Genomic DNA, 23700 nt, shown 5'->3' with positions numbered 1-23700 from the left:
ATCTTATTTACGCTTGTGAAACAGATGGGTGGGAGCTGGAGATTCTGACGTGCAAGCGGCGCGGATGAAAGAAAGGCTCCTGGATGCCAGGAGCCTTCGGGGATCTATCGATCGGGGGCGGGCGCATCGGCGCCCGGGGAATCTGTCAGACGTTGAACAAGAAATTCATCACATCGCCATCCTGCACGATGTATTCCTTGCCTTCGGCGCGCATCTTGCCCGCTTCCTTGGCGCCCTGCTCGCCCTTGTACGTGATGAAGTCTTCGTAGGCGATCGTCTGCGCGCGGATGAAGCCGCGTTCGAAATCGGTGTGGATGACGCCCGCCGCTTGCGGCGCGGTGGCGCCGATCGGCACCGTCCAGGCGCGCACTTCCTTGACACCCGCGGTGAAGTACGTTTGCAGGCCCAGCAGCTTGAAGGCGGCGCGGATCAGGCGGTTCAGGCCCGGCTCTTCCATGCCCATGTCGGACAGGAAAGCCTGTCGGTCGGCGTCGTCGAGGTCGACGATTTCGGATTCGATGGCGGCGCAGATGGCCACGACCGGCGCGTTGCGGGCGGCGGCGAATTCGGTCAGGCGGTCCAGCAGCGGATTGTTGGTGAAGCCGTCGTCGGCCACGTTGCCCACGTACATCGCGCGCTTGGCGGTGATGAAGCAGAGCTGGGCGATGTCGGCCTTTTCTTCGGTGCTCAGGTCCAGCGCGCGGATGGGCTTGGCTTCGTTGAGCTGGGCGATGCACTTTTCCAGCACGGCGACGATGCGCTGCGCTTCCTTGTCGCCGGAGCGCGCGGTCTTCTGGTGGCGCTGCAGGGCTTTTTCGGCGGTCTGCAGGTCGGCCAGGGCCAGTTCGGTTTCGATGACTTCGATGTCGGCAATAGGATCGACCTTGCCGGCAACGTGGATCACGTTGGGATCTTCGAAGCAGCGCACCACGTTGACGATGGCGTCGGTTTCGCGGATGTGCGACAGGAACTGGTTGCCCAGGCCTTCGCCCTTGCTTGCGCCGGCGACCAGGCCCGCGATGTCGACGAATTCGACGGTGGCGGACAGGATGCGTTCCGGCTTGACGATCTCGGCCAGCTTCTGCAGGCGCGGATCCGGCACCTCGACCACACCGACGTTGGGTTCGATGGTGCAGAACGGGTAGTTCTCGGCGGCGATGCCGGCGCGGGTCAGAGCGTTGAAGAGTGTCGATTTGCCAACGTTGGGCAGGCCGACGATGCCGCATTGCAGAGCCATGGGAATCCTGTGTAAGTACGGTATTGAGCGTTAACGTTCTAGTTTACCCCGCCCGCGGGTAAGGTCGCCTGGCCGCGGGGCAGCCATGCGGCCCCGATAGCAGGCCTTCAGCCCGCCGCCGTCGGCGCATAACGCATGACCAGCCAGATCATCAGGATGGGCCCCGCGTTGAAAACGGAATGCAGCAGGATGGCCGCGCCGATGCCGCGGCGCACGCGCATCCAGCCCAGCACCAGTCCGGTCAGCCACTGCGGCAACACCAGCAGTGGCAGCAGCCAGTAAGGCGTCTTGTTGAAAACGAAGTTGGTCAGGTGCACGGCGGCGAACGCCAGCGCGACCAGGTGGAACACCAGCCCGAAGTGGTTCAGGTAGTACCTGCGCCACGTCGTGTCCCAGCCCTTGAGCGACGCCGCGCGCTGGCGCACGCCCCAGCATGCCAGGAGGATGAACGCGGCCAAAAGCAGGCCGGTCCAGACCTTGGGCCCCCACAGCACGACGGGCACCATCGCTGGGATCAGCCACAAGGCTTGGCGCGGCCGCCGCAAGCCGTAGCGGAACAGCATTTCCTCGACCAGCGGCGCCCACAGCACCGCAGTGAGCCAGGGGATGTTGTGGGGATCCAGCCGATGCGTGACGCCGCCCAGGCCGGCGGCCGCGACGGCCACCGGCCCCAGGGCGAAGAGGTTGACGGCCCACAGCACGGCGGCCCAGGCCAGCAGGCGCCCCGGCCCGATGGCCGGCCACCAGTCGGCGGTCAGCCCGCCGGCCCCGGCGCGGCCGGGCAGGCGCGACACCGGATGCGGATGGCGGATGAAGCGCCAGAAGTCCGCGATCTCGCTGCGAAAGCGCATCTTCCGGTTGGGCGAGCCGGGATTCATCAGGATTCGTTGCCGCTGTGCAGCTGGCGCGTGGCTAGCGCAAAGTCGCCTGCCAGCATGGCGGGGACGACGGCGCGACAGCGGTCGATGACGGCTTCGATTTCCTTCTGTTCATCGCGGCGCGGCGGATGCAGCACGAAGTCGGCCACCTGCTGCGCCAGGCCGAGCGTGCGCGGATGGCCGATGCCGATGCGCAGGCGCCAGAAATTGGGACTGCCCAGCGCGGCCTGGATGTCCTTCAGGCCGTTGTGCCCGGCGTGTCCGCCGCCCTGCTTGAGCTTCACCTGGCCCGGCATCAGGTCCAGTTCGTCGTGCAGCACCAGCACCTGTTCCGGCGTCAGCTTGTAGAACCGCGCCAGCGCGCCCACCGCCTGGCCCGAGCGGTTCATGTAAGTGTTGGGCTTGAGCAGCAGGACGTTGTCCGCGCCCAGGCGCGATTTGGCCACCATCCCGAAAAAGGACTTCTCCAGCGCAAAAGAAGTGCGCAAGTCGTCCGCCAGGTGGTCGGCCAGCCAGAAGCCGGCGTTGTGCCGGGTGGTTTCGTAATCGGGACCGGGGTTACCCAGTCCCACGATGAGGCGTATGGGAGTAGACATGATGGGGGTGTTTAAACCAAAAAACCCTGCGCATGCAAATGCACACGCAGGGTTTCGGGCATAAGCCGCTGGAAAGCCGCAGGGGCCTTCCGGCAGGACTTAGGCAGCCGGAGCGGCTTCGGCTTCGTCGGCAGCGGCAGCGCCGCCCTTGGTGACGGCAGCGGCCAGCAGCGGGTTGTCTTCACCGCCGTGGGGCACGTAGGTCACGCCCATGGGCAGCTTGATGTCGGCCAGGTGGACCGAAGCGCCGGCCAGAACGTCAGCCAGGTTGACTTCGATGAACTGGGGCAGAGCCGACGGCAGGCAGGTGATTTCCAGTTCGGTCGTCACGTGGCTGATGATGGCGCCGCTCAGCTTCACAGCGGGCGAGATCTCGGCGTTCACGAAGTGCAGCGGCACCTTGGTGCGCAGGGCCTGGTTGGCGTCGACGCGCTGGAAGTCCACGTGCAGGACTTGCGGCTTATAGGCGTGCCATTGAACCGAACGCAGCAGAACTTGCTCATCCTTGGCGCCTTCGAGCTGCATTTGCAGGATCGATGCGTGGAATTCTTCCTTGCGCAGCGCGTGGTAGATCTCGTTGTGGTCGAGTTCGATGTTCAGGGGGGCAGCCGTACCACCATAAACAATGGCGGGAACGCGGCCCGCGCGGCGCAGGCGGCGGCTCGCACTCGAACCCTGGACGCTACGCGCAGTGGCAGTAAATTTCATGGATAACTCCAAAAACAATAAGGTGAAGAGACTTCACCGGTTAAATGCACGGCGCGCAAAACGCACGCCGTGTTTGATTGCGCCTTGCCGCGACCAGCAAGGCGCAAAAAACGGGAATGTCGGGCGGGAGCCCGATCAACGCATGTGCGTCAGTCGACGAACAGCGAGCTGACCGATTCGGCGTTGGAAATACGCAGGATGGTCTCGCCCAGCAGCGCGGCGCACGACAGCTGGCGGATCTTGCCGCTGGCCTGGCCTTGCTCGGAGAGCGGAATGGTGTCGGTGACGACGAGTTCGTCGAGTTCCGATGCTTCGATGCGGTCGATGGCGCCGCCCGACAGCACGGGGTGCGTGCAATAGGCGTAAACGGCGCCGGCGCCGCGGTCCTTCAGGGCCTGGGCCGCCTTGCACAGCGTGCCGGCGGTGTCGACCATGTCGTCCATGATGATGCAGGTGCGGCCGTCGACTTCACCGATGATGTTCATCACTTCCGACACGTTGGCGCGCGGACGGCGCTTGTCGATGATGGCCAGGTCGGCTTCGAGCTGCTTGGCCAGCGCGCGGGCGCGAACCACGCCGCCGATGTCCGGGGAAACAACGACCAGGTTCGAGAAATTGCGGCGCCAGATGTCGCCCAGCAGGATCGGACCGGCGTAGATGTTGTCCACGGGGATGTCGAAAAAGCCCTGGATCTGGTCGGCGTGCAAGTCCATGGTCAGGACGCGGTCAACGCCGGCGACCTGCAGCATGTTGGCGACGACCTTGGCCGAGATCGCCACGCGCGCCGAGCGCGGACGGCGGTCCTGGCGGGCATAGCCGAAGTAGGGAATCGCGGCGGTGATGCGGCCGGCCGACGCACGGCGCAGGGCATCGACCATCACCATGATTTCCATCAGGTTGTCGTTGGTGGGTGCACAGGTGGGCTGCAGGACGAAGACGTCCTTGCCGCGCACGTTCTCGTTGATCTCGACCATCACTTCGCCGTCCGAGAAGCGACCGACGGTCATCTTTCCCAGGGACATATCGAGGTGGTTGACTACGTCCACGGCCAGCCGAGTGTTGGCGGTGCCCGTGAAAATCATGAAGCTATCGTTTGCCATGATGGATGATGCGATGGTCGTTTTAAGACACTAACGAGGTGATGCGAGGTGCCGCATGGTGATGCACAACTTGGGCCTGACAACCCGGGTCTGACAACCTGCGCCTGGACCGGAAAATAAAAAAGCTGCTGAACCCGGGCCAGTGTCTTACAGGCGTGTTCAACAGCTTTTTTATGTATTCGGTTGGCTGGGGAGGAAGGATTCGAACCTTCGCATGCCGGAATCAAAATCCGGTGCCTTAACCAGCTTGGCGACTCCCCAACTATCTTGCAATCCAATTCCGCAACGGATGTTCAGCTAACCCAGTACATGCCTGCACTAACCGAAACCGTGGATGCGTTTGGCTGAATGTTTTATCAGCGCCGCGCATTATAGCGGTAATTTCTGCTTCTGCCAAAACGGCTTTCGATAATTCGGAAAACTCGGCGAATAAACACGCACCAGATCCCGACATGCGAACAGTCAAACCCTGTTCAGCAAGCCACCGCGATGCCCCAAGCACTTCTGGGTAAAGGCGGAAGACTACCGGCTCCAAATCATTTCTTCCGTAAAGCTCAGTCTGGACTTCCCCGATTCGGGTTTTTCCGACCAGCTCGCTGGGCAAAAATGTTTGCGAAGCAAGAAAGTCCGCTATTGTGATGTAAGAAGAATCCCTTGTCAAATCGGGTGCTGAAAATATTCCAACAGTCGGCACGCTCGCGTCGGGTTGCGCCACCAGATAGGCGCGCTCCGGCAGCGTCACCGCCGTGAGGTCTTCGCCGATTCCCTGCGCGAACGCCGACTGGCCGAAGACGAAAACCGGCACGTCCGCCCCCAGCGGCAACGCCAGGGCCATGAGCTCGCGGCGCGACAGCCCGGTTCCCCACAGCTTGTTCAGGGCGATCAGCACCGAGGCCGCGTCGCTCGATCCTCCGCCCAGCCCGCCGCCTTGCGGGATGCGTTTTTCAAGATGGATCTGGGCGCCCTGGCGCGTGCCGGTGGCCTGCTGCAGGGCGCGCGCGGCGCGCACCGTCAGGTCCTGATCTTCGGGCACCCCGGGCAGCTCAACCGCCCTGCTGATGACCCCATCCGCGCGCGCATCGAAATGCAGCGTGTCGCACAGGTCGATGAAGCGAAAGACGGTCTGCAGCAGGTGATAGCCGTCGGCGCGGCGGCCCACCACATGCAGGAAGAGATTCACCTTGGCGGGAGCGGGAACGTCGTAAAGGGCCACGAAAGACAACCGAAGCGAGGGAATCCCACATTCTAGCCAGACGGCCCCCTGTCGACGCGCCGCACCGGCAGGGGCTTTCGCGGATTACGCGAGCTGGAGCGTGACACCCGCACCAAGCCTTGCGGCAGGCGCATCGATCACCTGCCCGTCGGGCAGCTTGAATACCGACACCGCATTGGCCAACTGGCGCGCCTGCTCTTCCAGCGCGCCGGCTGCGGCGGCAGCCTCTTCCACCAGGGCGGCGTTCTGCTGCGTCACGCTGTCCATTTGCGACACCGCGCGGTTGACCTGGTCGATGCCGGTGGCCTGCTCCTCGGATGCGGCCGAGATCTCGCCCATCAGGCTGGTGACGCGCTGCACGGATTCGACGATCTCGCGCATCGTGGCGCCCGCATTCTCTACTTGCTCGGAGCCCACGCCGACCTTCTGTGCGGAGTCCTCGATGAGCTGCTTGATTTCCTTGGCCGCGGCGGCGCTGCGCTGGGCCAGCGTGCGCACTTCGCTGGCCACGACGGCAAAGCCCTTGCCCTGCTCGCCGGCGCGCGCCGCTTCCACGGCCGCGTTGAGCGCCAGGATGTTGGTCTGGAACGCGATGCCGTCAATCACGCCAACGATATCCGCGATGCGCGAAGAGCTGCCGGAAATCGCGCGCATCGTTTCGACCACGCTGGACACGGCCTGGCCGCCGCGCTGCGCGACCGCTTCCGACGCGGCCACCATGCGGTTGGCTTCGCGCGCGGTGTCGGCATTCTGCTTCACGGTCGTGGCCAGCTCTTCCATGCTGGCCGCGGTTTCCTCGAGCGACGCGGCCTGCTCTTCGGTGCGGCTGGAAAGATCGGTGTTGCCGGAAGAGATCTCGCGCGCGCCCACGTTGATTTCGTCCACCCCGAGGCGCACGGCCGACACGGTGCGCACCAAGCTGTCCTGCATGCCCTTGAGCGCGGCAAGCAGCGCGCCGATTTCGTTGCGGCCGCGGTCCGCCACGCGGCGCGTCAGGTCGCCTTCGGCGATGCGGCGGAAGACCTCCCCGGCCTCCAGGAGTGGGCGCACGATCATGCGGCGGATCAGCACGTGCGCGCCAACGGCCATCAACAGGCCCAGCGCCAGGATCCCGGCCAGCAGCGAGCTGAACAGGGTGTGGAACATGGAGATTTCTTCCATGACGGCCTGCCCCGTCCCTTCCGCGCGCTGGATGAAGGCATCGCGCTCGGCCACCAGCCGCTCCTGCACCTGCTGGGTGCCCTGCTTGAAATAGGCCTCCATGTCGCCGGCTTCCAGCACCCTGCCCACGCTCTGCAGATTGGCGCTGAACTTGGTGTAGGCGTCGATCAGGGCGGCGGACTCCGCCTTTTCTTCGGCGGACAGCCCGCCGGTGTATCCCTGGAATGCGCGATCAGCCGCCACGATGCGCTGGCGCGCCTGCTGCAGCGACGTCGTGTCGCTGGCGCTGCCCTGCGCGACGCGGGTCGCAAACCGGCTGAGGTCGGTGCGCGCGGCGACCAGCGACAGCGACGCGGAGTTCACCGCATTGACCTGCTGCGCCGACAGGCGATACAGCTGCGCAACATCCTGGTTGGTTTGCCGCAGGGCGACGAAGCCCATGCCGCCGATGAGCAGCTGGAAGGTGAAAAATATCGCGATGATTCCCAATAGCACCGTCGCGATGCGTGTGTTCCTGAACATGGCATTCTCCGTAAGGGCGGCGGCGGACGATCATCGCCCCCGCATGGCGACCCGTTCCCGGGCCGCAGGGAGAATTATTCAATCAAGTCAATATATTTCAAGCCGTAACAGAGCCGGATTTGCGGCGTTTACTTGCTTGATTGAAAAGCGCGCAATGTGATAAGGGTTAACCCGAATATGCCCGCGCGACAGTCCTGCCGCGCGGTCGGGTCAAGATTGATTGACGACCAGCCGCACCACGATGCGGCGGCCCGGCTCCTGGCGCTCCAGCACCAGCAGTTGCGGGCCCAGGGCGTCGTAGCGCGAAAGCCGCGCCCGCCACCCGCCCTGCTCGAAGGCCGTGGGCCGGCCCAGCTCATCGCGCGTGACCTCGGTGGCCTGCGGATCGGCCGGCAGCTTGCCCCGCAGCCAGTCACGCAGGCCGGACACCGGCATGCTGCTGCCCAGGGCGTCTTCGGCCAGCGCATCGGGATTGTCGGCCACCAGGCGGGTGCCGTCGGCCTTGGTCAGGCTGGCGGCACCAGGCCGCCCTTCGACGCGGGCTTCGGTGGACCCCAAGGGATTGGTCAGGTCCAGGATGTAGCGCCGGCCGTCGTCCGACCAGGAAAAGCCGCCCTGCACGGCATTCTGCTTGCCGCTTTCTTCGTTGACGGTGATGGCGAAGCGTCCGATGCGGGAAAACGCATCGGCGCCGGCGCCTTCGATCGGCTTGGGCAGCGACGTGCAGGCTGCCAGCGTGAAGGCCAGCAGCGCCAGCAAGGCCCAGCGCATGCAGGAGGCCGCGTCGCGCAGGCTGCGCAAGGCTGCCGTCACAGGCCGACCCCCAGGCGCTTCACGACGTCCAGGACGGTCTTGTTCCCGGGATCCTTCTGCAGGGCGGCGCGCAGCAGGTCGGTGGCCTGGTCGCGCTTGCCCTGGCTCCAGAGCACCTCGGCCAGGTGCGCCGCGATGTCGGCTTCCGGGCGCACGCTGTACGCGCGCCGCAGGTAGTCGGCGGCGGCGGTGGCGTCGCCCATGCGGAACTTGACCCAGCCCATGCTATCCAGGATGAACGGATCGTTGGGCGAGAGCTCCAGCGCCTGCGTGATCAGGTCCAGGGCCTCGGGCAGGCGCTGGTTGTGGTCGGCCAGCGTGTAGCCCAGGGCGTTGTACGCGTGGGCGTGGTCCGGATCCAGCGCGATGACCTGGCGCAGCATGCGCTCCAGGTCGGCAAGGCGATTCTGGCGTTCGTACAGCATGGCCAGTTCGTATTTGATTTCGACCGTGTCCGGCAGCGCCTGGTCGGCGGCTTCCAGCACGGAAACCGCCTGCCCCACGCGATCGGCGTCGCGCAGGATCTGCGCCTTGGTCAGCACGCCCAGCGTGCGCTCTTCTTCGTCCTGCGGACCCGACGCATCGATCATGGCCAGCGCGTCGTCCACGCGTCCGCTCTTGGCGCGCAAGGCGGCCTGGCGCATGCGGACCGAATAGCGCAGCGTCGGGTCGTCGATGCGACCGAGTTCCGTGATGGCTTCGTCGTAGTGCCCCTGGTCCTCGGCGATGCGGGCCAGCAGCACGTGGGCATCGGCGGCGGCGGCGCCGGCGTCGGTCGCGCCCGGCACGGTGGCCCGCTGGCGCTGGTTCTGGACGTCGAGGTATTGCTGGAGCAGCGCCTTGGCCTGCGGCAGCTGGCCCGACTTGTACGCCAACTGCGCCTGCATGAAGAGCAGGTCGAAGTCTTCGGGGGAACGGCGCGACATGGCCTGCAGTTCCGCCAGGGCGCCGTCATAGTCGCCGCTGTCGGCCAATTGGCCGGCCAGCATCAGGCGCACCTTGCGGGCGCCGGGATTGCGATTGATGAAGGACCGCGCCTCGGATTGCGCGCGCTTGGGGTCCACCCGCGAGCCGTATTCCAGCACGCGCTGGGCCGCGCCTTCGGAGCGGGGGTCGGCGGCCAGGGCGGCGCGCGATTCCTGCGCGGCGCGCTCGTAGTCGCCGGCGGCCGAAGCCACGTCGGCCAGCGCCAGATGGGCGGCAGGCAGCTTGCGCACGCTGTCGCTCAGGGATTCGTCGAGAATGCGCAGCGCCAGGCGGCGGTCGTTCAGGCGGCTCAGGACGGCAAGCGCCTGGCCGATGGCCGCCGGCTTGTCGCGCGAGGAGTCGATGCGGGTACGCAGCGCCTGGGCCAGGCCCTTGGTCTGGCCATTGGCCGCGGCCAGCGCGAGTTCGGTGGAACTGGCTTCGATATCGTTGGGAGCCAGACGCGCCCAGACGCGCGCTGCCTCGAGCGCGCCGGGCAGGTTGCCGCCGGCAAGCTGGAATTCCAGGCCGCGGCGGGCCAGGCGCGGATCACCCGTGTCGCGGGCCAAGCCGACCATGGTGGTGGCGGCCGTGCCGTACATGCCGCGCTGGGCGGCGATTTCGGAGGCCAGCACCCGGTAGAAAATGTCGGCGGTCAGCGACACGTAGGGCAGTTGCCCCGGGCGCAAGCGTATGACCTCTGTTTCGGGCTGACGGCTTTGCGGAGCCATCCGAGGCCCCGTCGCGTCGCGCGTCCGGCTGTCGGCGGCCTGGGCCGGCGGGACCATTATTGCTGCCAGCGCAAGCCCCAACGCGGCAATCCCGATATTCATTTGTTTGAAAGACGACTTCACGCGGCCCGTCCGGTTGATGGCACAATCTTCGTACACGCAATTGATGATCTTACACTGGCTCATGCCGGAACTGCCCGAAGTCGAAACCACGCGCCGAGGAATCGACGCCGTCATCACCGGCCGGACGCTCACGCGACTGGTCGTCCACGAACCCCGCATGCGCTGGCCCATTCCGGCCGAACTGCCGTCCCTGGTGGGCGGACGCACCGTGCTGGAATGCGCGCGCCGCGGCAAATACCTGCTGCTGCGCTTCGAGCACGGCACCCAGATCGTGCATCTGGGCATGTCGGGGTCCCTGCGCAGCGTCGCGCCCGGTGAATTCCTGCGCAAGCACGACCACGTCGAATGGATCTTCGACGATGCGGTGCTGCGCCTGCATGATCCCCGCCGCTTCGGCGCGGTGTTGTGGCATTCCGGCGCCGATGGTCCCATCGACGCGCACCCGCTGCTAGCCAAGCTGGGCATCGAACCTTTCGATCCGCGCTTTGACGGCGCCTGGCTGCACCGGCATTTCAAGAACCACTCGGCGGCGGTCAAGCAGGTGCTGCTGGCCGGCATGGCGGTGGTGGGCGTGGGCAACATCTACGCATCGGAAAGCCTGTTCCGGGCGCGCATCAATCCCAAGACGCCGGCGAACAAGCTGTCTGCGGCCCGATGCGACCGGCTGGCGGACATGGTGCGCGCGACGCTGGCCGACGCCCTGACCTCGGGCGGCAGCACGCTGAGAGATTACGTGGGCGCGACCGGCGAGCCGGGCGCCTATTTCGAGATCCATGCGGCGGTGTATGAACGCGAGGGCCTGCCGTGCCGGGTCTGCGCCACCCCGATCCGCCGGTTCGTGCAGGGGCAGCGGGCCACCTATTACTGCCCGAAATGCCAGCGGAACTGACCCCGAAAACCGCACCGATACAAGGGAATTCGTTTATAGCAAACGTATTGCATAAACACTAACGCGGGACTATATTCCTTCCACACCCTATTCCTATAAAAGTGGAAGGAGCCTCCCATGAGCAAGCAATTCGCCTCGCACGCGGACCTGGACGACAAGGTCGTCTCGTTCGAAAAGCTGTCCGACAACGCCTATGCCTACACGGCCGAAGGCGATCCCAACACGGGCGTGATCATCGGCGACGAGGCCGTCATGGTGATCGACACCCAGGCCACCCCGGTCATGGCGCAGGACGTGATCCGCCGCATCCGCGAAGTCACCGACAAGCCCATCAAGTACATCCTGCTGTCGCACTACCACGCGGTGCGCGTGTTCGGCGCCTCGGCCTACAACGCCCAGGAAATCCTTGCCAGCCGCGACACCTACGACCTGATCGCCGAACGCGGCGAGCAGGACAAGGCCAGCGAGATCGGCCGCTTCCCCCGCCTGTTCCGCAACGCCGAGTCGATTCCGCCGGGCCTGGTCTGGCCGACGATGACGTTCAAGGGCGAAATGACGGTCAACCTGGGCAATCTGGAAGTCAAGCTGCTGCAGGTGGGCCGCGGCCACACGAAGGGCGACACCATCGCCTGGCTGCCCGAACAGAAGATCCTTTTCGCGGGCGACCTGGTCGAGTACCAGTCCACCCCCTACTGCGGCGACGCGTACTTCCGCGACTGGCCCACCACGCTGGACGCGCTGGCAGGCTTCGAGGCCGAGAAGATGGTGCCCGGCCGCGGCCCCGCGCTGAAGAACGCCACCGAAGTCCGCCAGGGCCTGGCCGGCACGCGCGCCTTCCTCACCGACCTGTACGGCGCCGTGAACCGCGGCGTGGCCGAAGGCAAGGACCTGAAGACCATCTATCGCGAGGTCTACGACTTCATGAAGCCGCGCTACAGCGACTGGGTGATCTTCGACCACTGCATGCCATTCGACGTGTCGCGCGCCTATGACGAGGCCACCGGCTACACCCACCCGCGCATCTGGACCGACAAGCGCGACCTGGAAATGTGGGCCCAGCTGGAAGGCTGATCCCCGGGCCGCGATGACGGCCCCGCCCCGACCGGCAAGAACCGGACACGCGCGCCCCCGCGGCGACGCGTGTCCGCATAAATAAAAAAATGACCCACACAGGAGACAACCGTGGGAGACATCGACTTTCAGGCGATGGAGTTCGCCTATGAAAAGCATTCCGACCAGACCGCCGGCGAACCCGCGCGGCATCAGGTCGTGGTGGTAGGCGCCGGCCCCGTCGGCCTGACCACGGCGCTGGACCTGGCGCGCCAGGGCGTGCATGTGGTGGTGCTGGACGACGACTACCGCCTGTCCACCGGATCGCGCGCCATCTGCTTTTCCAAGCGCACGCTGGAAATCTGGGACCGCCTGGGCGTGGGCCAGCGCATGATCGACAAGGGCGTGTCGTGGAACGTGGGCAAAGTGTTCTTCCGCGAACAGGAAGTCTGGCGCTTCGACCTCCTGCCCGAACCCGGCCATCGCCGCCCCGCCTTCATCAATCTGCAGCAGTACTACGCCGAAGGCTACCTGTACGAACAGGCGCTCCAGCAGCCGAACATCGAGCTGCGCTGGAAGAACAAGGTCGCCGGCGTCATGCAGGGCGACGACGGCGTGACCCTGACGATCGAAACGCCGGAAGGCCCCTATCAACTGCATGCGGACTGGCTGATCGCCTGCGACGGCGCGCGCTCGCCCGTGCGCAAGCTGATCGGCCAGGAAAGCCACGGCCGCATCTTCCGCGACCGGTTCCTCATCGCCGACGTCAAGATGACGGCGGATTTCCCGGCCGAACGCTGGTTCTGGTTCGACCCGCCCTTCCACCCGAACCAGTCCGTGCTGCTGCACCGGCAGCCGGACAATGTCTGGCGCATCGATTTCCAGCTGGGCTGGAACGCCGACCCCCTCGAGGCCGTCAAGCCCGAAAACGTGCTGCCGCGGATCCGCGCGCTGCTGGGGCCGGACGCGCAATTCGAGCTGGAATGGGTCAGCGTCTACACCTTCGCGTGCGAACGCATGGACAAGTTCCGGCATGGACGCATCGTGTTCGCGGGCGACTCCGCCCACCGCGTATCGCCCTTTGGCGCCCGCGGCGCCAACAGCGGCGTGCAGGACGCCGAGAACCTGGCCTGGAAGCTCAAGCTCGTGCTGGCCGGCCTTGCGCCCGACGCGCTGATCGACAGCTATGGCGCCGAGCGCGAATTCGCGGCCGACGAGAACATCCTGAACTCGTCGCGGGCCACCGATTTCATCACGCCCAAGAGCGACATCAGCCGCAGCTTCCGCAACGCCGTGCTGAACCTGGCCAAGGACCACCCCTTCGCGCGCTCCCTGGTCAACAGCGGCCGGCTGTCGCTGCCCGCGACGTACTCGGGCTCGCCGCTGAACACCCCGGACACGGACGCGTTCGCGGGCCGCATGACGCCGGGCGCGGTGGCGCTGGACGCGCCGGTCCAGGTCCGCGGCGAACCGGGCTGGTGGCTGTCGCAACTGGACGGCGAGTTCGTGCTGGCGCTGTTCTGCGCGGACGCGCTGCCCGGCCAGGAAACGCTGCAGGCGCTGCAAGCCCTGCGCATGGCGCCGGTGCCGGTGAAAGCCGTGCTGGTGGCCGGCGCGCAGTGCGACCTGTCGGCAATGCCGGCGGAGCTGGCCGTGGTCCGGGACAGCGAAGGCTGCCTTGCCAAGCGCTACGACGCGCAACCCGGCACGGCCTACCTGATCCGTCCCGACCAGCACATCGCCGCGCGCTGGCGCGCCGTCAACACCGATGCCGTCGCCGCGGCGGTCAACCGCGCCACGGGCCGCGCCTGAAATCCGAGGTCACTCCACCATGCTTATCACCGAAACCAACCTGGGCTCGCCGGATGACTTCTATGAAGCGCTGATCGACGCCCACCGCGACCTGAGCAACGAGCAGAGCCAGGAGCTGAATGCGGCGCTGATCCTGCTGCTGGCCAATCACCTGGGCGACACGGCCGTGCTGAAGGAAGCCCTGCTGCACGCGCGCGCGTCGGTGGTCCAGGCCGGCTGAGTCCCTAGGCCCCGACCGCGAAGGCGTTCACGATCAGCGCGCGCAGCCACTGGTTGCCGCCGTCGCGGTCCACCCTGCGCTGCCAGTACATGTTTGTCTGCAGCGCAGGCACCTTCAGCGGCGGCGTCATGAAGCGCAGGCCGAACGGCGCCGCCGCGCTGGCGGCCAGCTTCTCCGGCACCGTGGCCAGCAAATCGGTTGCGCTCACGATGTAGGGCACCGCCGAAAAGTGCGGCACGCTGAAGTGTTCGGACAGGTCGACGCCCGCCCGCTCCATCGACTGGTTGACCTGCCCGTAGGGCGCCGCGCGCGACACGATCAGGTGGCGCTCCGCACGAAAGGCCTTGATGCCCATGCCCGCGTGGGCGGTGGGATGGGCCTGGCGGAACAGGGTCGCGTAGCCCTGGCGGAACAGCATGCGCTGCAGCGTGCCCGCCCCCATCTCGTCGAACGCGCCGATCGCCAGATCCACCCTGCCCGCCTCCATTTCCCGCGGCAGGTCCGGCCCCAGCACCCGCACCGAATCGATACGCACCAGGGGCGCCCGCTGGGCGCAGACTTCCATCAGGCGGGGCATGAAGTGGATTTCGCCCACGTCCGTCATGGCCACGCGAAAGCGCCGGCTGCTGGTGGCGGCATCGAAGGCGTCCTGGTCCCGCAGCGCCTGCGACAGCAGCCCCAGCGCCTCGCTGACCGGCCCCGCCAGGCGCTGGGCCCGGGGCGTGGGCAGCATGCCCTGGCCGGTGCGCACGAAGAGTTCGTCCCCGAACGCCACCCGCAGGCGGCGCAGCGCATTGCTGACGGCCGGCTGCGTCAGGTCCATCCGGCGGGCCACCGCCGACAGGTTGCGGTCTTCCAGCAGGTGCTGGAAGAGCAGCAACAGGTTCAGGTCCACATCGCGCAGATCGGCCATCGGTTCCGCCCCTACTATTCACAAAATTTATAGTCTGTATTTTTGCATTCCCGTAGCCGCAACAGGGATTTTTTCCGACAATGGCGTATCGGCTCGGGAACATGCCCGGTCAGCCCACAACCAGACCAGACAGCGCGGCAATGCACCGCGCCGCCGCCCAGGAGGATTCCATGGAACTGCACTATCAGACCGGCTTCGGCAACGAATGCGCGACCGAGGCCCTGCCCGGCGCCCTGCCGCTGGGCCGCAACTCGCCGCAGCAATGCCCCTATGGCCTGTACGCCGAACAGCTGTCCGGCACCGCCTTCACCGCCCCGCGCACCGAGAACCGCCGCTCCTGGCTTTACCGGATCCGTCCCGGCGCCCAGCACAAGCCCTTCGAACCCTTTGAAGGCGCCGCCGGCTGGCTCAGCACGTTCGGCCACGGCCCGGTCACGCCGAACCAGCTGCGCTGGAGCCCGATGCCCATCCCCACCGCCCCCACGGATTTCCTGGAAGGCGTGAAGACCTGGGGCGGCAACGGCGGCCCCGACGAACAGGGCGGCGTGGGCATCCACCTGTATGCGGCCAACCGGTCGATGCAGGGCCGCTACTTCTACAACGCCGACGGCGAACTGCTGCTGGTCCCCCAGGAAGGCCGCCTGCGCCTGGCGACCGAACTCGGCCTGATCGACCTCGCGCCGCTGGAGATCGCGGTCATCCCGCGCGGCGTGCGTTTCCGCGTGGAATTGCTGGACGGCGCCGCGCGCGGCTACATGCTCGAGAACTTCGGCGCGGCCCTGCGCCTGCCGGAACTGGGCCCCATCGGCTCGAACTGCCTGGCCAACGCCCGCGACTTCAAGACGCCCGTGGCCTGGTATGAAGACGTGGACGGCGACTTCGAACTGATCGCCAAGTTCACCGGCGGCTTCTGGCGCGCCTCGATCGATCATTCGCCGCTGAACGTGGTGGCCTGGCACGGCACGCACGCGCCCTACAAGTACGACCTGCGCAACTTCAACACCATCGGCTCGATCAGCTACGACCATCCCGATCCGTCGATCTTCACGGTGCTGACCGCGCCGTCGGACACCCCGGGCACGGCCAACATGGACTTCGCGATCTTCCCGCCGCGCATCCTGGCCATGGAAAACACCTTCCGTCCGCCCTGGTTCCACCGCAACATCGCCAGCGAGTTCATGGGCCTGATCCAGGGCGTGTACGACGCCAAGGCCGACGGCTTCGCGCCCGGCGGCGCCAGCCTGCACAACTGCATGAGCGGCCACGGCCCCGACGCCGAAACCTTCGAAAAGGCCTCGCACGCGGACACCAGCAAGGCGCACTACATCCGCGACACGATGGCGTTCATGTTCGAAACCCGCCGCGTCATCCGCCCGACCGAGCAGGCGCTGGCCTCGGTAGAATTGCAGGGCGACTACTACCGGTGCTGGCAGGGCATCGCCAAGCATTTCGATCCCAAGAAGGCGTGACGCGAAAGCGCTTGCTTTCCACGCCCGCGGCGATGAGCGCAAGCTCATCGCCGCTTGGCATTTGATTCATCCGGCGCGCCGCCCCGTCCGCCGGCCGGCCCCTCATAAACACACTGACAGAGACACGCAGCCATGACCACCACGATCAACGAAACCCACGACCCGTCCCTGAAGAGCTGGATCGCCAGCGCCAATGCGGACACGTCGGATTTCCCCGTGCAGAACCTGCCCTATGCGTCGTTCCGCCGCAAGGGTTCTCAGGAGTCCTTCCGCCCCGGCGTGGCGATCGGCGACCAGATCCTGGACCTGGCCGCGCTGGCGGGCAAGCAGCCTTTCGAAGGCCTGGCCGCCGACGCGCTGGCCGCTTGCGCCACCGACAGCCTGAACGCGCTGATGGCCCTGGGCCAGCCACACTGGAGCGCCCTGCGCCTGGCCCTGTCGCGCGCCTTGCGCGAAGGCGCCGCGTTGCGCGACGTCGTCGAGCCGCTGCTGGTGCCGCAGGCGGACGCCGAATACACGACGCCCGCGCGCATCGGCGACTACACCGACTTCTACATCTCGGTGCATCACGCCACCGCCGTGGGCAAGCAGTTCCGTCCCGACAATCCCCTGCTGCCCAACTACAAGTGGGTGCCCATCGGCTACCACGGCCGCGCCTCCAGCATCGGCGTCGACCAGAAATTCCCGCGCCCCGTCGGCCAGACCAAGCCGGCCAACGAAGGCGAGGCGCCGCAGTTCGGCCCCTGCGCGCGTCTGGACTATGAGTTGGAACTGGGCATCTTCGTGGGCACCGGCAATGCGCAAGGCGACCGCATCGCCCTGGCCGACGCGGAATCGCATGTGTTTGGCCTTTGCATCCTGAACGACTGGTCGGCGCGCGACATCCAGGCCTGGGAATACCAGCCGCTAGGCCCCTTCCTGTCCAAGAATTTCGCGTCGACGATCTCTCCGTGGATCGTCACCATGGAAGCGCTGGAACCCTTCCGCACGCAATGGAACCGCGGCGCCGGCGAACCGCAGCCGCTGGCCTACCTGGCTTCCGACGCGAATCGCGCCAAGGGCGCCTTCGACGTGCAGATGGAAGTGCTGATGACCACCGAGAAATCCCGCGCCGCCAGCGAGCCGCCCGTCTCGCTGTCGAGCAGCAATTTCCGCGACGCCTACTGGAATGTCGCGCAGCTGATCACGCACCACACGGTGAACGGCTGCAACCTGCAGCCCGGGGATATGCTGGGCACCGGCACGCTGTCCGGCCCGCGCCCCTCGGAAGCGGGCTCGCTGCTGGAACTGAGCAATGGCGGCAAGGCGCCGATCGACCTGCCGTGGGGCGAAAAGCGCACCTTCCTGCAGGATGGCGACCAGATCATCATCCGCGCCGAATGCGCGAAAGCCGGCTACCCGCGGATCGGCTTCGGGGAGTGCTCCGGCGTCGTGCTGCCGGCGCGCGCCTGATCCGCGGAAACGGAAAGTCCGCCGGCTACCTGGTGGATTTTCCCCGCGCGACCAGGGCGTCGATCTCGTCGTCCTTGGCCTGCCACTGCTGGCCCAGCCACTGATGGAATGTGGTGCGGAAGGCCTTGTCGCGGGTGTAGTCGGCCTCGCAAAAGGCCGGCGGCACCGGCAACTGGCGCATGCGCACCACTACCCGGCCCGTGCGCCCGCAGGCGAAGTCCCAGAAGCTGGGCGCACCGTCGGGATACGCGATCGTGACGTCGATCATCGAACGAAACCGCTCGCCCATCGCGTTCAGCGACACGGCCAGGCCGCCCGCCTTGGGCTTGAGCAGGTGGCGGTAGGGCGACCCTTGCGAGGCGCGCTTGGCCTCGGAAAAGCGGGTGCCTTCGGCAAACACCATCACACTGGTCGGCACCAGTGAAAACTTCGCGCACGCGCGCCGCGCCGCTTCCTGGTCCTGGCGGCCGAGGTCCGGATTCTTGCGCAGCGCGGCCTTGCCGTGCCGCTTCATGAAGGGAAAGTCCAGCGCCCACCATGCCAGCCCGATCACGGGCACGTAGATGAGCTGCTGCTTGAGGAAGAACTTCAGCAGCGGAATGCGCCGGTTCAGCGAATACTGCAGCACGAAGATGTCCACCCACGACTGGTGGTTGCAGTTGACCAGGTACCAATCCGCGTAGCGCAGGTCTTTATTGCCTTGAATGTCCCAGGCCTGCGGCTGGATGCGCACGAACCAGCCGCAATTGCACGACACCCATGCCGTGGCGATGCCGTTGAGCACCGGATCGACACGCCGCCTGACCGCGGCGAACGGCAGCGCCAGCTTCAGCAGCGACAGCGGGAACAGCAGCAGGCACCAGAACAGCGTGTTCGCGGCCAGCCAGACCGAACTGAAGACGCCGGTGACCCATGCGAGCCGCCCGCGCGGCACGGGAATCGCCAGGCGCCGCCGCGGCTGCGGCGCGCTGTCGTGCGCGCTGGATAGGGCCGCGGGAGCGGCGCGGGGGGCTCCGGTGGAAGGATTCGGCGATGTCATGGCCGCCAGTGTGCTATCGGACCGCGGAAAACGGCTTGAGCAGGATCAAGGCGGCCGGCTTGCCACCGGCTGCCTCGCCGGGCCGCAGGCCCGGCGGCGTCAGGGTAGCCGGTACTTCTCTTCCCGATAGGCCCAGCTTGCCCACAGCGCGTGCGCCAGCGCCTCTTGCGTCAGCGTCGGGTCGGCCGGTTCGACCGGCGCATAGACTTCGTCGCGTCCCACCGGCGCCGCCTCGTAGCGGAACTGCCTGGGCGGCTTGGACGGCTCCAGCACCAGCAGCTGGTCTCCCCGCAGATAGCCGAAGTTGTCCGCGTACTGCATCATCGCGCGGTTCGGATCCCGCTGCGTCAGGTCCACGCCCAGCATCGGGTTCACGTTGTCCAACCCGATCAGCGACAGCAGCGTCGGCGCCATGTCGATCTGGCTGACCAGGCGCTCGTCCTGCCGCGGCGCGATGCCGGCGCCCAGGATCAGCGCGGGAATCTGGAAGTGCCGCACCGGCACGGGAATGGACCCGTAGACGCGCGAATCGTGGTCCGCGATGACCAGGAACACCGTGTTGTCCCAGTAGGGTGCCTTGCGCGCCTTGTCGAAGAACTGGCCCAGGGCCCAGTCGGCGTAGCGCACCGTGTTGTCCACCGACGCCGGTTCGCCCACCGGCTGGATGCGGCCTTCCGGATATTCCCAGGGCGAATGGTTGGTCACGGAAAACGCCAGTGTGAACACCGGCTTGTCGCCGTCGGCGCGCAGCAGCCGGTCTACCTGGTTAAACATGTCTTCGTCCGACGCGCCCCACGATCCTTCGAAGACGGGATCCACGAATTTGGGACGGTCCACGATTTCGTCGAATCCGTTGCCCAGGAAGAACGCGCGCATGTTGTCGAAATGCGATTCCCCGCCATACACGAAGCGCGAGTGGTAGCCGTGCTTGCCCAGCAGCTGCGCCAGCGTGAAGAACCCCGTCTGCGAGCGCGGCAGCTTGACCACCGCATCCGCCACGCTGGGCAGGAAGCCCGCCGTCACCGCTTCGATGCCGCGCACCGAACGCGTGCCGGTGGCATAGGCGCGATGGAACATCCAGCCGTCCTTGGCCAGGCGGTCGATATTCGGCGTCAGGTCGCGGCCGCCCAGGCTGCCCACGTACTGGGCCCCCAGGCTTTCCTGCAGGATGATCACCACGTTCAGCGGCTTGTCCCGCCGCACCGTCGCCTTCTGCTCGTGCAGGCTGGGCAGGCGCGGGTCCATCGGCGGCCCCGACATGCCCGCCTTCTCGCGCACGATGGCGTTCATCTCGTCCACCGCCATCTTCGGGTACATCGCGGCCGATGACCGCTCGTCGCGCATGCGATACGCCGCGTCGAACACGCTGTACAGCGAGTTGAGCGCCAGCGCGTTCACCATCGAGTCCGAGCTGAAAGCCACCTTCGCGGGATTGATCGGCCGGTGCTCCAGCGTGCCGCGCGCGCCCAGGAACACCAGCGCCAGGATCACGAAGGACGCAACGGGCCGCTTCCACCACCCCATGAACGGATCGCGCTTGCCGGTCGGGAACAGTTTCACCGCCAGCCAGGCCGCGACCACCAGCACCACAAAGGCGGCCAGCAGCACCCCCTTGTAGCCCTGCCACAGCATCGAGCCGACTTCCTTCGGATTGAGCAGGTAGATGAAGTAAAGGCGATTCGGACGCGTGTCGTATTCGGCGATGAACTGCGGCGTCGAGACTTCCAGCAGTACGTACAGCATCCACCACACGCGGAACCACCATGCCGTGATGCGCGCGGCGAGCGGCCTGTGCCCGAACCAGGGCGAAAGCACGGCGGGCAGCGCGATCACCATCGACAGCAGGCACACGTCGATGCGCAGTCCGCCCAGCAGGAGCGGCCCCAGGCCGCCGGCGGCCTGCACGCGGTCCCACATCCAGAAGGCGAGTCCCAGCCGCGACAGCGTCAGCAGGGCCAGGATGGCGACGATGAACCGGAGAGTCAGGCGACGCATGCCGACGCCCTCCTTGCCAGGAATGCCGCCTGCCCTGTTGATGAAGATATGCCGCCGTGTGTGCCAAGCAGAACCATGCCGCCTCGATGACCAAAAATTGAAACGGGCCAAGAGTAACGCGGTTTCAGCCCCGGCCGGCGCCAGGCGCTTTAACTCAAACGTTGTACGACATCACATGTGACAAAATCCTGCGGGCGCGACAGGCGCGCCCCTCGCCTACTGGGCCCGGCGCAGGCGCTCGCGGCTGTTGCTCAGGTGCGTGCGCATCGCGGCGCGCGCGGCTTCGGCGTCCTGCCGGGTGATGGCGCTGTAGATGTCCTCGTGCTCGAGGTTCACGCGCGCCAGATACGCCGCACGGTCTTCGTGCGCGAACTTGGCCGAGTTGATGCGGGTGCGGGGAATGATGGCCGAACCCAGGTGCGACATCAGGTCCGCGAAATAACGGTTGTCGGTGGATTGCGCCACCAGCAGATGGAACTGGAAGTCGGGAGTAATGGTGTCGCCGTCGCTGTCCAGCGCATGCTTGAATGCGTCGAGCGCGCGGCGCATCTCCTGCAGCTGCGTCTCGCTGCGGCGGATGGCCGCCAGCCCCGCGGCCTCGCTTTCAAGGCAGATGCGCAGTTCCAGCAGGACCAGGACATCGCGCACCGTGCCGATGTCGGCCGGGTCCACCCGGAAGTCGCCGCCGCCGCTGGGCTCCAGCGCATACGTGCCGACGCCATGATGCGTCTCGACAAGGCCCGACGCCTGCAAGCGCGACAGCGCCTCGCGCACGACGGTCCGGCTTACGCCGAACTGACGCATGATTTCGGATTCGGTCGGCAGCTTGTCGCCGGGGCGGATCTCTCCGCCGCGGATGCGTTCGGAAATGTTTTCGACCAGGCCCTGGGCCAGGTTCCGGGGACGACGCTGCGGCAAGACGGGGGTATCGACAGGAGCGTTCATCAGGGATTATCCGAAGGCGGTTGGGCAGAGCTTGACGCTGAATTTTGGCGCTCATTATACTTTGCACCAGTTGTACGATAACGTACCAGCCAAGTCCACTCCACCGCGCCATTTACAGAGCGTTGCGTCATGAGCCGAGCTGTCAACAACATGCCTGCATCTTCCCGCTGTCATCGCTTGTTATTGACCGGCGCCGCCGGCAACCTGGGCCTGGTGCTGCGTCCGCGCCTGAAGGACCACGCGGACATCCTGCGCGTCTCGGATGTGGCCCCCATGGCCGCCGCCGGGCAAGGCGAAGAGGTCGTCCCCTGCAATCTGGCCGATGCCCCCGCGGTTTCCGAACTGGTGCGCGGCGTGGACGCCATTGTGCATCTGGGCGGCGTGTCCGTGGAACGGCCTTTCGAGGAAATCCTGCCCGCCAACATCCAGGGCGTCTACAACGTCTACGAAGCGGCCCGCCTGCACGGCGTAAAGCGCATCGTGTTCGCCAGTTCCAACCATGTCATCGGCTTCTACGAGCAGGGCCGGACGCTGGATGCGGACGTGCCGCTGCGGCCCGACGGCTACTACGGCCTGAGCAAGGCCTACGGCGAAAACCTGTCGCGCTTCTACTTTGACCGCTACGGCATCCAGACCGTCTGCCTGCGCATCGGATCCTCGTTTCCCGAACCCAAGGACCGCCGCATGATGGTCACCTGGCTCAGCCATGACGACCTGACCGACCTGGTCCTGCGGTCCCTGTTCACACCGGACGTCGGCCACCTCATCGTGTACGGCGCCTCGGCCAACCGCGACAGCTGGTGGGACAACCGCGGCGCAGCCGTGCTGGGCTTCGCCCCCAAGGATTCGTCCGAACGCTTTCGCGCGCAGGTCGAAGCGCAGGCGCCGCTGCCCGCCGACGATCCCGCGGCGCGCTATCAGGGCGGCGCCTTCGTCAAGGCCGGTCCTTGCCCCTTCCCGAAGGCCTGAAGCTTCCCATGTCCAAGACCGCCGAACGCATAGGAACAATGTTGTGCGGCGTGGGAGAAAGCCCCGTCTGGCGCCGCGCCGACCAGGCGTTCTACTGGACCGACATTCCCGGCAGGACGCTCTGGCGCTGGACGCCCGCGACCGGCGCCTTCGCGCAATGGACGCTGCCCCAGATGGCAGGCAGCATCGCACTGCGGGGCGACGGCTGGCTGCTGGCGATGGAAGACGGCCTCTACGCCTGCGACGCCTTGCTGACGGACCAGGAATGCGTTCCGCGGCCGCTGGCCGCCGTGACGCACGCCGCGCCCGGCATGCGCTTTAACGATGGCCGCTGCGACCGGCAGGGCCGGTTCGTGGCGGGCACCATGGTCATGGACATGGGCCTGGCCTCGCCCAAGGGCGTGCTGTACCGCCATGACGCGCACGGCATGTCCGTCCTGCTGGACGGCCTGATCGTGCCCAACGGCCTGGGATTCAGCCCCGACGGCCGCACCATGTATCTGTCGGACTCGCACCCGTCGCGCGCATCGGTCTGGGCTTTCGACTACGACACCGGCGCGGGCGTCCCGGGCAATCGCCGCCGCTTCATCGACGCCCTGCCCGCCGGCCGTCCGGACGGCGCCGCCGTGGACACGGACGGCTGCTACTGGATCTGCGGCAACGATGCCGGCAAGGTGTATCGATACACCCCGGACGGCCGCCTGGACCGCACGCTGGACGTGCCCGCCGCCAAGGTCGCCATGTGCGCCTTCGGCGGCGCGGGCATGGACACGCTCCTGGTCACCTCGATCCGTCCCGCGAACGCCGCTCCCGGCTCGCCGGACGGCGGGGTATTCGCCCTGCGCCCCGGCGCGCAGGGCCTGGAGGAAACCGCCAGCGCCGGTTAGCACCCGATCGGC

The 23700-nt window shown here is 66.5% G+C and carries 21 protein-coding genes and 1 tRNA gene; 8 read left to right on the top strand and 14 right to left on the bottom strand.

All coding sequences use genetic code 11. From position 1 onward, the window contains the following. Positions 1–145 precede the first annotated feature (145 nt). The 10 genes from ychF to ABE485_RS13075 all read right to left on the bottom strand — a co-directional run bounded on the left by ychF (position 146) and on the right by ABE485_RS13075 (position 10111). Complete coding sequence (ychF, locus tag ABE485_RS13120; protein WP_008166606.1) at positions 146–1237, bottom strand: redox-regulated ATPase YchF; 1092 nt, start codon at positions 1235–1237, stop codon at positions 146–148. A 107-nt stretch (positions 1238–1344) separates the two neighbouring features. Beyond that, the gene (locus ABE485_RS13115) at positions 1345–2115 is read right to left on the bottom strand and encodes a CPBP family glutamic-type intramembrane protease (RefSeq protein WP_346515723.1); all 771 of its coding nucleotides are present in this window, start codon (positions 2113–2115) and stop codon (positions 1345–1347) included. Next, the gene (gene pth / locus ABE485_RS13110; protein WP_008166608.1) at positions 2115–2711 is read right to left on the bottom strand and encodes an aminoacyl-tRNA hydrolase; all 597 of its coding nucleotides are present in this window, start codon (positions 2709–2711) and stop codon (positions 2115–2117) included. The genes ABE485_RS13115 and pth overlap by 1 nt, the downstream gene beginning before the upstream one ends. Positions 2712–2810: 99 nt before the next feature. Next, positions 2811–3419: a 50S ribosomal protein L25/general stress protein Ctc gene (locus ABE485_RS13105; protein ID WP_346515722.1), complete on the bottom strand. Its 609-nt coding sequence runs from the start codon at positions 3417–3419 to the stop codon at positions 2811–2813. A gap of 149 nt (positions 3420–3568) precedes the next feature. Beyond that, on the bottom strand, positions 3569–4519 hold the full coding sequence (locus ABE485_RS13100) for a ribose-phosphate pyrophosphokinase (protein WP_006227587.1): 951 nt from the start codon (positions 4517–4519) through the stop codon (positions 3569–3571). Positions 4520–4703: 184 nt separating this feature from the next. Then, positions 4704–4780 (bottom strand) — tRNA-Gln (locus tag ABE485_RS13095). Position 4781: 1 nt separating this feature from the next. Then, positions 4782–5732 (bottom strand): 4-(cytidine 5'-diphospho)-2-C-methyl-D-erythritol kinase, encoded by a 951-nt coding sequence (ispE, locus tag ABE485_RS13090; protein WP_346515721.1) that lies wholly within the window; start codon positions 5730–5732, stop codon positions 4782–4784. An 84-nt stretch (positions 5733–5816) separates the two neighbouring features. Beyond that, positions 5817–7415, bottom strand: a complete 1599-nt coding sequence (locus tag ABE485_RS13085; protein ID WP_346515720.1) for a methyl-accepting chemotaxis protein — start codon at positions 7413–7415, stop codon at positions 5817–5819. Between the two features lie 210 nt (positions 7416–7625). Further along, entirely contained in the window at positions 7626–8186 is a 561-nt protein-coding gene (lolB, locus tag ABE485_RS13080; RefSeq protein WP_346515740.1) for a lipoprotein insertase outer membrane protein LolB, read from the bottom strand. Between the two features lie 38 nt (positions 8187–8224). Beyond that, entirely contained in the window at positions 8225–10111 is a 1887-nt protein-coding gene (locus tag ABE485_RS13075) for a tetratricopeptide repeat protein (protein WP_346515719.1), read from the bottom strand. Between ABE485_RS13075 and mutM the strand changes: the two genes are divergently transcribed. From mutM to ABE485_RS13055, 4 genes are all read left to right on the top strand, one after another. Then, positions 10110–10937: a bifunctional DNA-formamidopyrimidine glycosylase/DNA-(apurinic or apyrimidinic site) lyase gene (gene mutM, locus ABE485_RS13070; protein ID WP_346515718.1), complete on the top strand. Its 828-nt coding sequence runs from the start codon at positions 10110–10112 to the stop codon at positions 10935–10937. The two genes, ABE485_RS13075 and mutM, sit on opposite strands and share 2 nt — an antisense overlap. Positions 10938–11054: 117 nt before the next feature. Next, on the top strand, positions 11055–12008 hold the full coding sequence (locus ABE485_RS13065) for an MBL fold metallo-hydrolase (RefSeq protein WP_346515717.1): 954 nt from the start codon (positions 11055–11057) through the stop codon (positions 12006–12008). Between the two features lie 111 nt (positions 12009–12119). Beyond that, on the top strand, positions 12120–13799 hold the full coding sequence (locus tag ABE485_RS13060; protein ID WP_346515716.1) for an FAD-dependent oxidoreductase: 1680 nt from the start codon (positions 12120–12122) through the stop codon (positions 13797–13799). Positions 13800–13818: 19 nt separating this feature from the next. Continuing rightward, complete coding sequence (locus ABE485_RS13055; RefSeq protein WP_346515715.1) at positions 13819–14019, top strand: DUF2783 domain-containing protein; 201 nt, start codon at positions 13819–13821, stop codon at positions 14017–14019. Positions 14020–14023: 4 nt separating this feature from the next. On the opposite strand, the gene ABE485_RS13050 is transcribed toward ABE485_RS13055, so the two are convergent. Continuing rightward, the gene (locus tag ABE485_RS13050; protein WP_346515714.1) at positions 14024–14932 is read right to left on the bottom strand and encodes a LysR family transcriptional regulator; all 909 of its coding nucleotides are present in this window, start codon (positions 14930–14932) and stop codon (positions 14024–14026) included. A 170-nt stretch (positions 14933–15102) separates the two neighbouring features. Between ABE485_RS13050 and hmgA the strand changes: the two genes are divergently transcribed. Both hmgA and fahA read left to right on the top strand, forming a co-directional pair. After that, positions 15103–16401: a homogentisate 1,2-dioxygenase gene (hmgA, locus tag ABE485_RS13045; RefSeq protein WP_346515713.1), complete on the top strand. Its 1299-nt coding sequence runs from the start codon at positions 15103–15105 to the stop codon at positions 16399–16401. A gap of 132 nt (positions 16402–16533) precedes the next feature. Beyond that, complete coding sequence (gene fahA / locus ABE485_RS13040; RefSeq protein WP_346515712.1) at positions 16534–17853, top strand: fumarylacetoacetase; 1320 nt, start codon at positions 16534–16536, stop codon at positions 17851–17853. A gap of 25 nt (positions 17854–17878) precedes the next feature. Here fahA and ABE485_RS13035 read toward each other — a convergent pair whose 3' ends face one another. From ABE485_RS13035 to ABE485_RS13025, 3 genes are all read right to left on the bottom strand, one after another. Beyond that, on the bottom strand, positions 17879–18787 hold the full coding sequence (locus tag ABE485_RS13035; RefSeq protein WP_430795422.1) for an acyltransferase: 909 nt from the start codon (positions 18785–18787) through the stop codon (positions 17879–17881). A 204-nt stretch (positions 18788–18991) separates the two neighbouring features. Next, positions 18992–20887 carry an LTA synthase family protein gene (locus ABE485_RS13030; protein ID WP_346515710.1) on the bottom strand — a complete coding sequence of 632 codons (1896 nt, stop codon included), beginning with the start codon at positions 20885–20887 and terminating at the stop codon, positions 18992–18994. Between the two features lie 216 nt (positions 20888–21103). Further along, positions 21104–21832 carry a FadR/GntR family transcriptional regulator gene (locus ABE485_RS13025; protein ID WP_346515709.1) on the bottom strand — a complete coding sequence of 243 codons (729 nt, stop codon included), beginning with the start codon at positions 21830–21832 and terminating at the stop codon, positions 21104–21106. A gap of 129 nt (positions 21833–21961) precedes the next feature. Here ABE485_RS13025 and ABE485_RS13020 point away from each other — a divergent pair, with 129 nt between their 5' ends. Next, a complete protein-coding gene (locus tag ABE485_RS13020) occupies positions 21962–22801 on the top strand; it encodes an NAD-dependent epimerase/dehydratase family protein (protein WP_346515708.1) in 840 nt (279 codons plus the stop codon). Between the two features lie 8 nt (positions 22802–22809). Then, a complete protein-coding gene (locus ABE485_RS13015) occupies positions 22810–23688 on the top strand; it encodes an SMP-30/gluconolactonase/LRE family protein (RefSeq protein ID WP_346515707.1) in 879 nt (292 codons plus the stop codon). The last annotated feature ends 12 nt before the right edge of the window (positions 23689–23700 follow it).

This window comes from Achromobacter spanius (assembly GCF_039673305.1).
Lineage (GTDB): Bacteria > Pseudomonadota > Gammaproteobacteria > Burkholderiales > Burkholderiaceae_B > Achromobacter > Achromobacter spanius_F.
This window is presented reverse-complemented; position numbering and strand designations above follow the sequence as displayed.

What these genes read in the sequence shown, in the direction of transcription:
- ychF (WP_008166606.1), bottom strand. Translation starts at nt 1,237, where the DNA reads ATGGCTCTGCAATGCGGCATCGTCGGCCTGCCCAACGTTGGCAAATCG.
- ABE485_RS13115 (WP_346515723.1), bottom strand. Translation starts at nt 2,115, where the DNA reads ATGAATCCCGGCTCGCCCAACCGGAAGATGCGCTTTCGCAGCGAGATC.
- pth (WP_008166608.1), bottom strand. Translation starts at nt 2,711, where the DNA reads ATGTCTACTCCCATACGCCTCATCGTGGGACTGGGTAACCCCGGTCCC.
- ABE485_RS13105 (WP_346515722.1), bottom strand. Translation starts at nt 3,419, where the DNA reads ATGAAATTTACTGCCACTGCGCGTAGCGTCCAGGGTTCGAGTGCGAGC.
- ABE485_RS13100 (WP_006227587.1), bottom strand. Translation starts at nt 4,519, where the DNA reads ATGGCAAACGATAGCTTCATGATTTTCACGGGCACCGCCAACACTCGG.
- ABE485_RS13085 (WP_346515720.1), bottom strand. Translation starts at nt 7,415, where the DNA reads ATGTTCAGGAACACACGCATCGCGACGGTGCTATTGGGAATCATCGCG.
- lolB (WP_346515740.1), bottom strand. Translation starts at nt 8,186, where the DNA reads ATGCGCTGGGCCTTGCTGGCGCTGCTGGCCTTCACGCTGGCAGCCTGC.
- mutM (WP_346515718.1), top strand. Translation starts at nt 10,110, where the DNA reads ATGCCGGAACTGCCCGAAGTCGAAACCACGCGCCGAGGAATCGACGCC.
- ABE485_RS13075 (WP_346515719.1), bottom strand. Translation starts at nt 10,111, where the DNA reads ATGAGCCAGTGTAAGATCATCAATTGCGTGTACGAAGATTGTGCCATC.
- ABE485_RS13065 (WP_346515717.1), top strand. Translation starts at nt 11,055, where the DNA reads ATGAGCAAGCAATTCGCCTCGCACGCGGACCTGGACGACAAGGTCGTC.
- ABE485_RS13055 (WP_346515715.1), top strand. Translation starts at nt 13,819, where the DNA reads ATGCTTATCACCGAAACCAACCTGGGCTCGCCGGATGACTTCTATGAA.
- ABE485_RS13050 (WP_346515714.1), bottom strand. Translation starts at nt 14,932, where the DNA reads ATGGCCGATCTGCGCGATGTGGACCTGAACCTGTTGCTGCTCTTCCAG.
- hmgA (WP_346515713.1), top strand. Translation starts at nt 15,103, where the DNA reads ATGGAACTGCACTATCAGACCGGCTTCGGCAACGAATGCGCGACCGAG.
- fahA (WP_346515712.1), top strand. Translation starts at nt 16,534, where the DNA reads ATGACCACCACGATCAACGAAACCCACGACCCGTCCCTGAAGAGCTGG.
- ABE485_RS13030 (WP_346515710.1), bottom strand. Translation starts at nt 20,887, where the DNA reads ATGCGTCGCCTGACTCTCCGGTTCATCGTCGCCATCCTGGCCCTGCTG.
- ABE485_RS13025 (WP_346515709.1), bottom strand. Translation starts at nt 21,832, where the DNA reads ATGAACGCTCCTGTCGATACCCCCGTCTTGCCGCAGCGTCGTCCCCGG.
- ABE485_RS13020 (WP_346515708.1), top strand. Translation starts at nt 21,962, where the DNA reads ATGAGCCGAGCTGTCAACAACATGCCTGCATCTTCCCGCTGTCATCGC.
- ABE485_RS13015 (WP_346515707.1), top strand. Translation starts at nt 22,810, where the DNA reads ATGTCCAAGACCGCCGAACGCATAGGAACAATGTTGTGCGGCGTGGGA.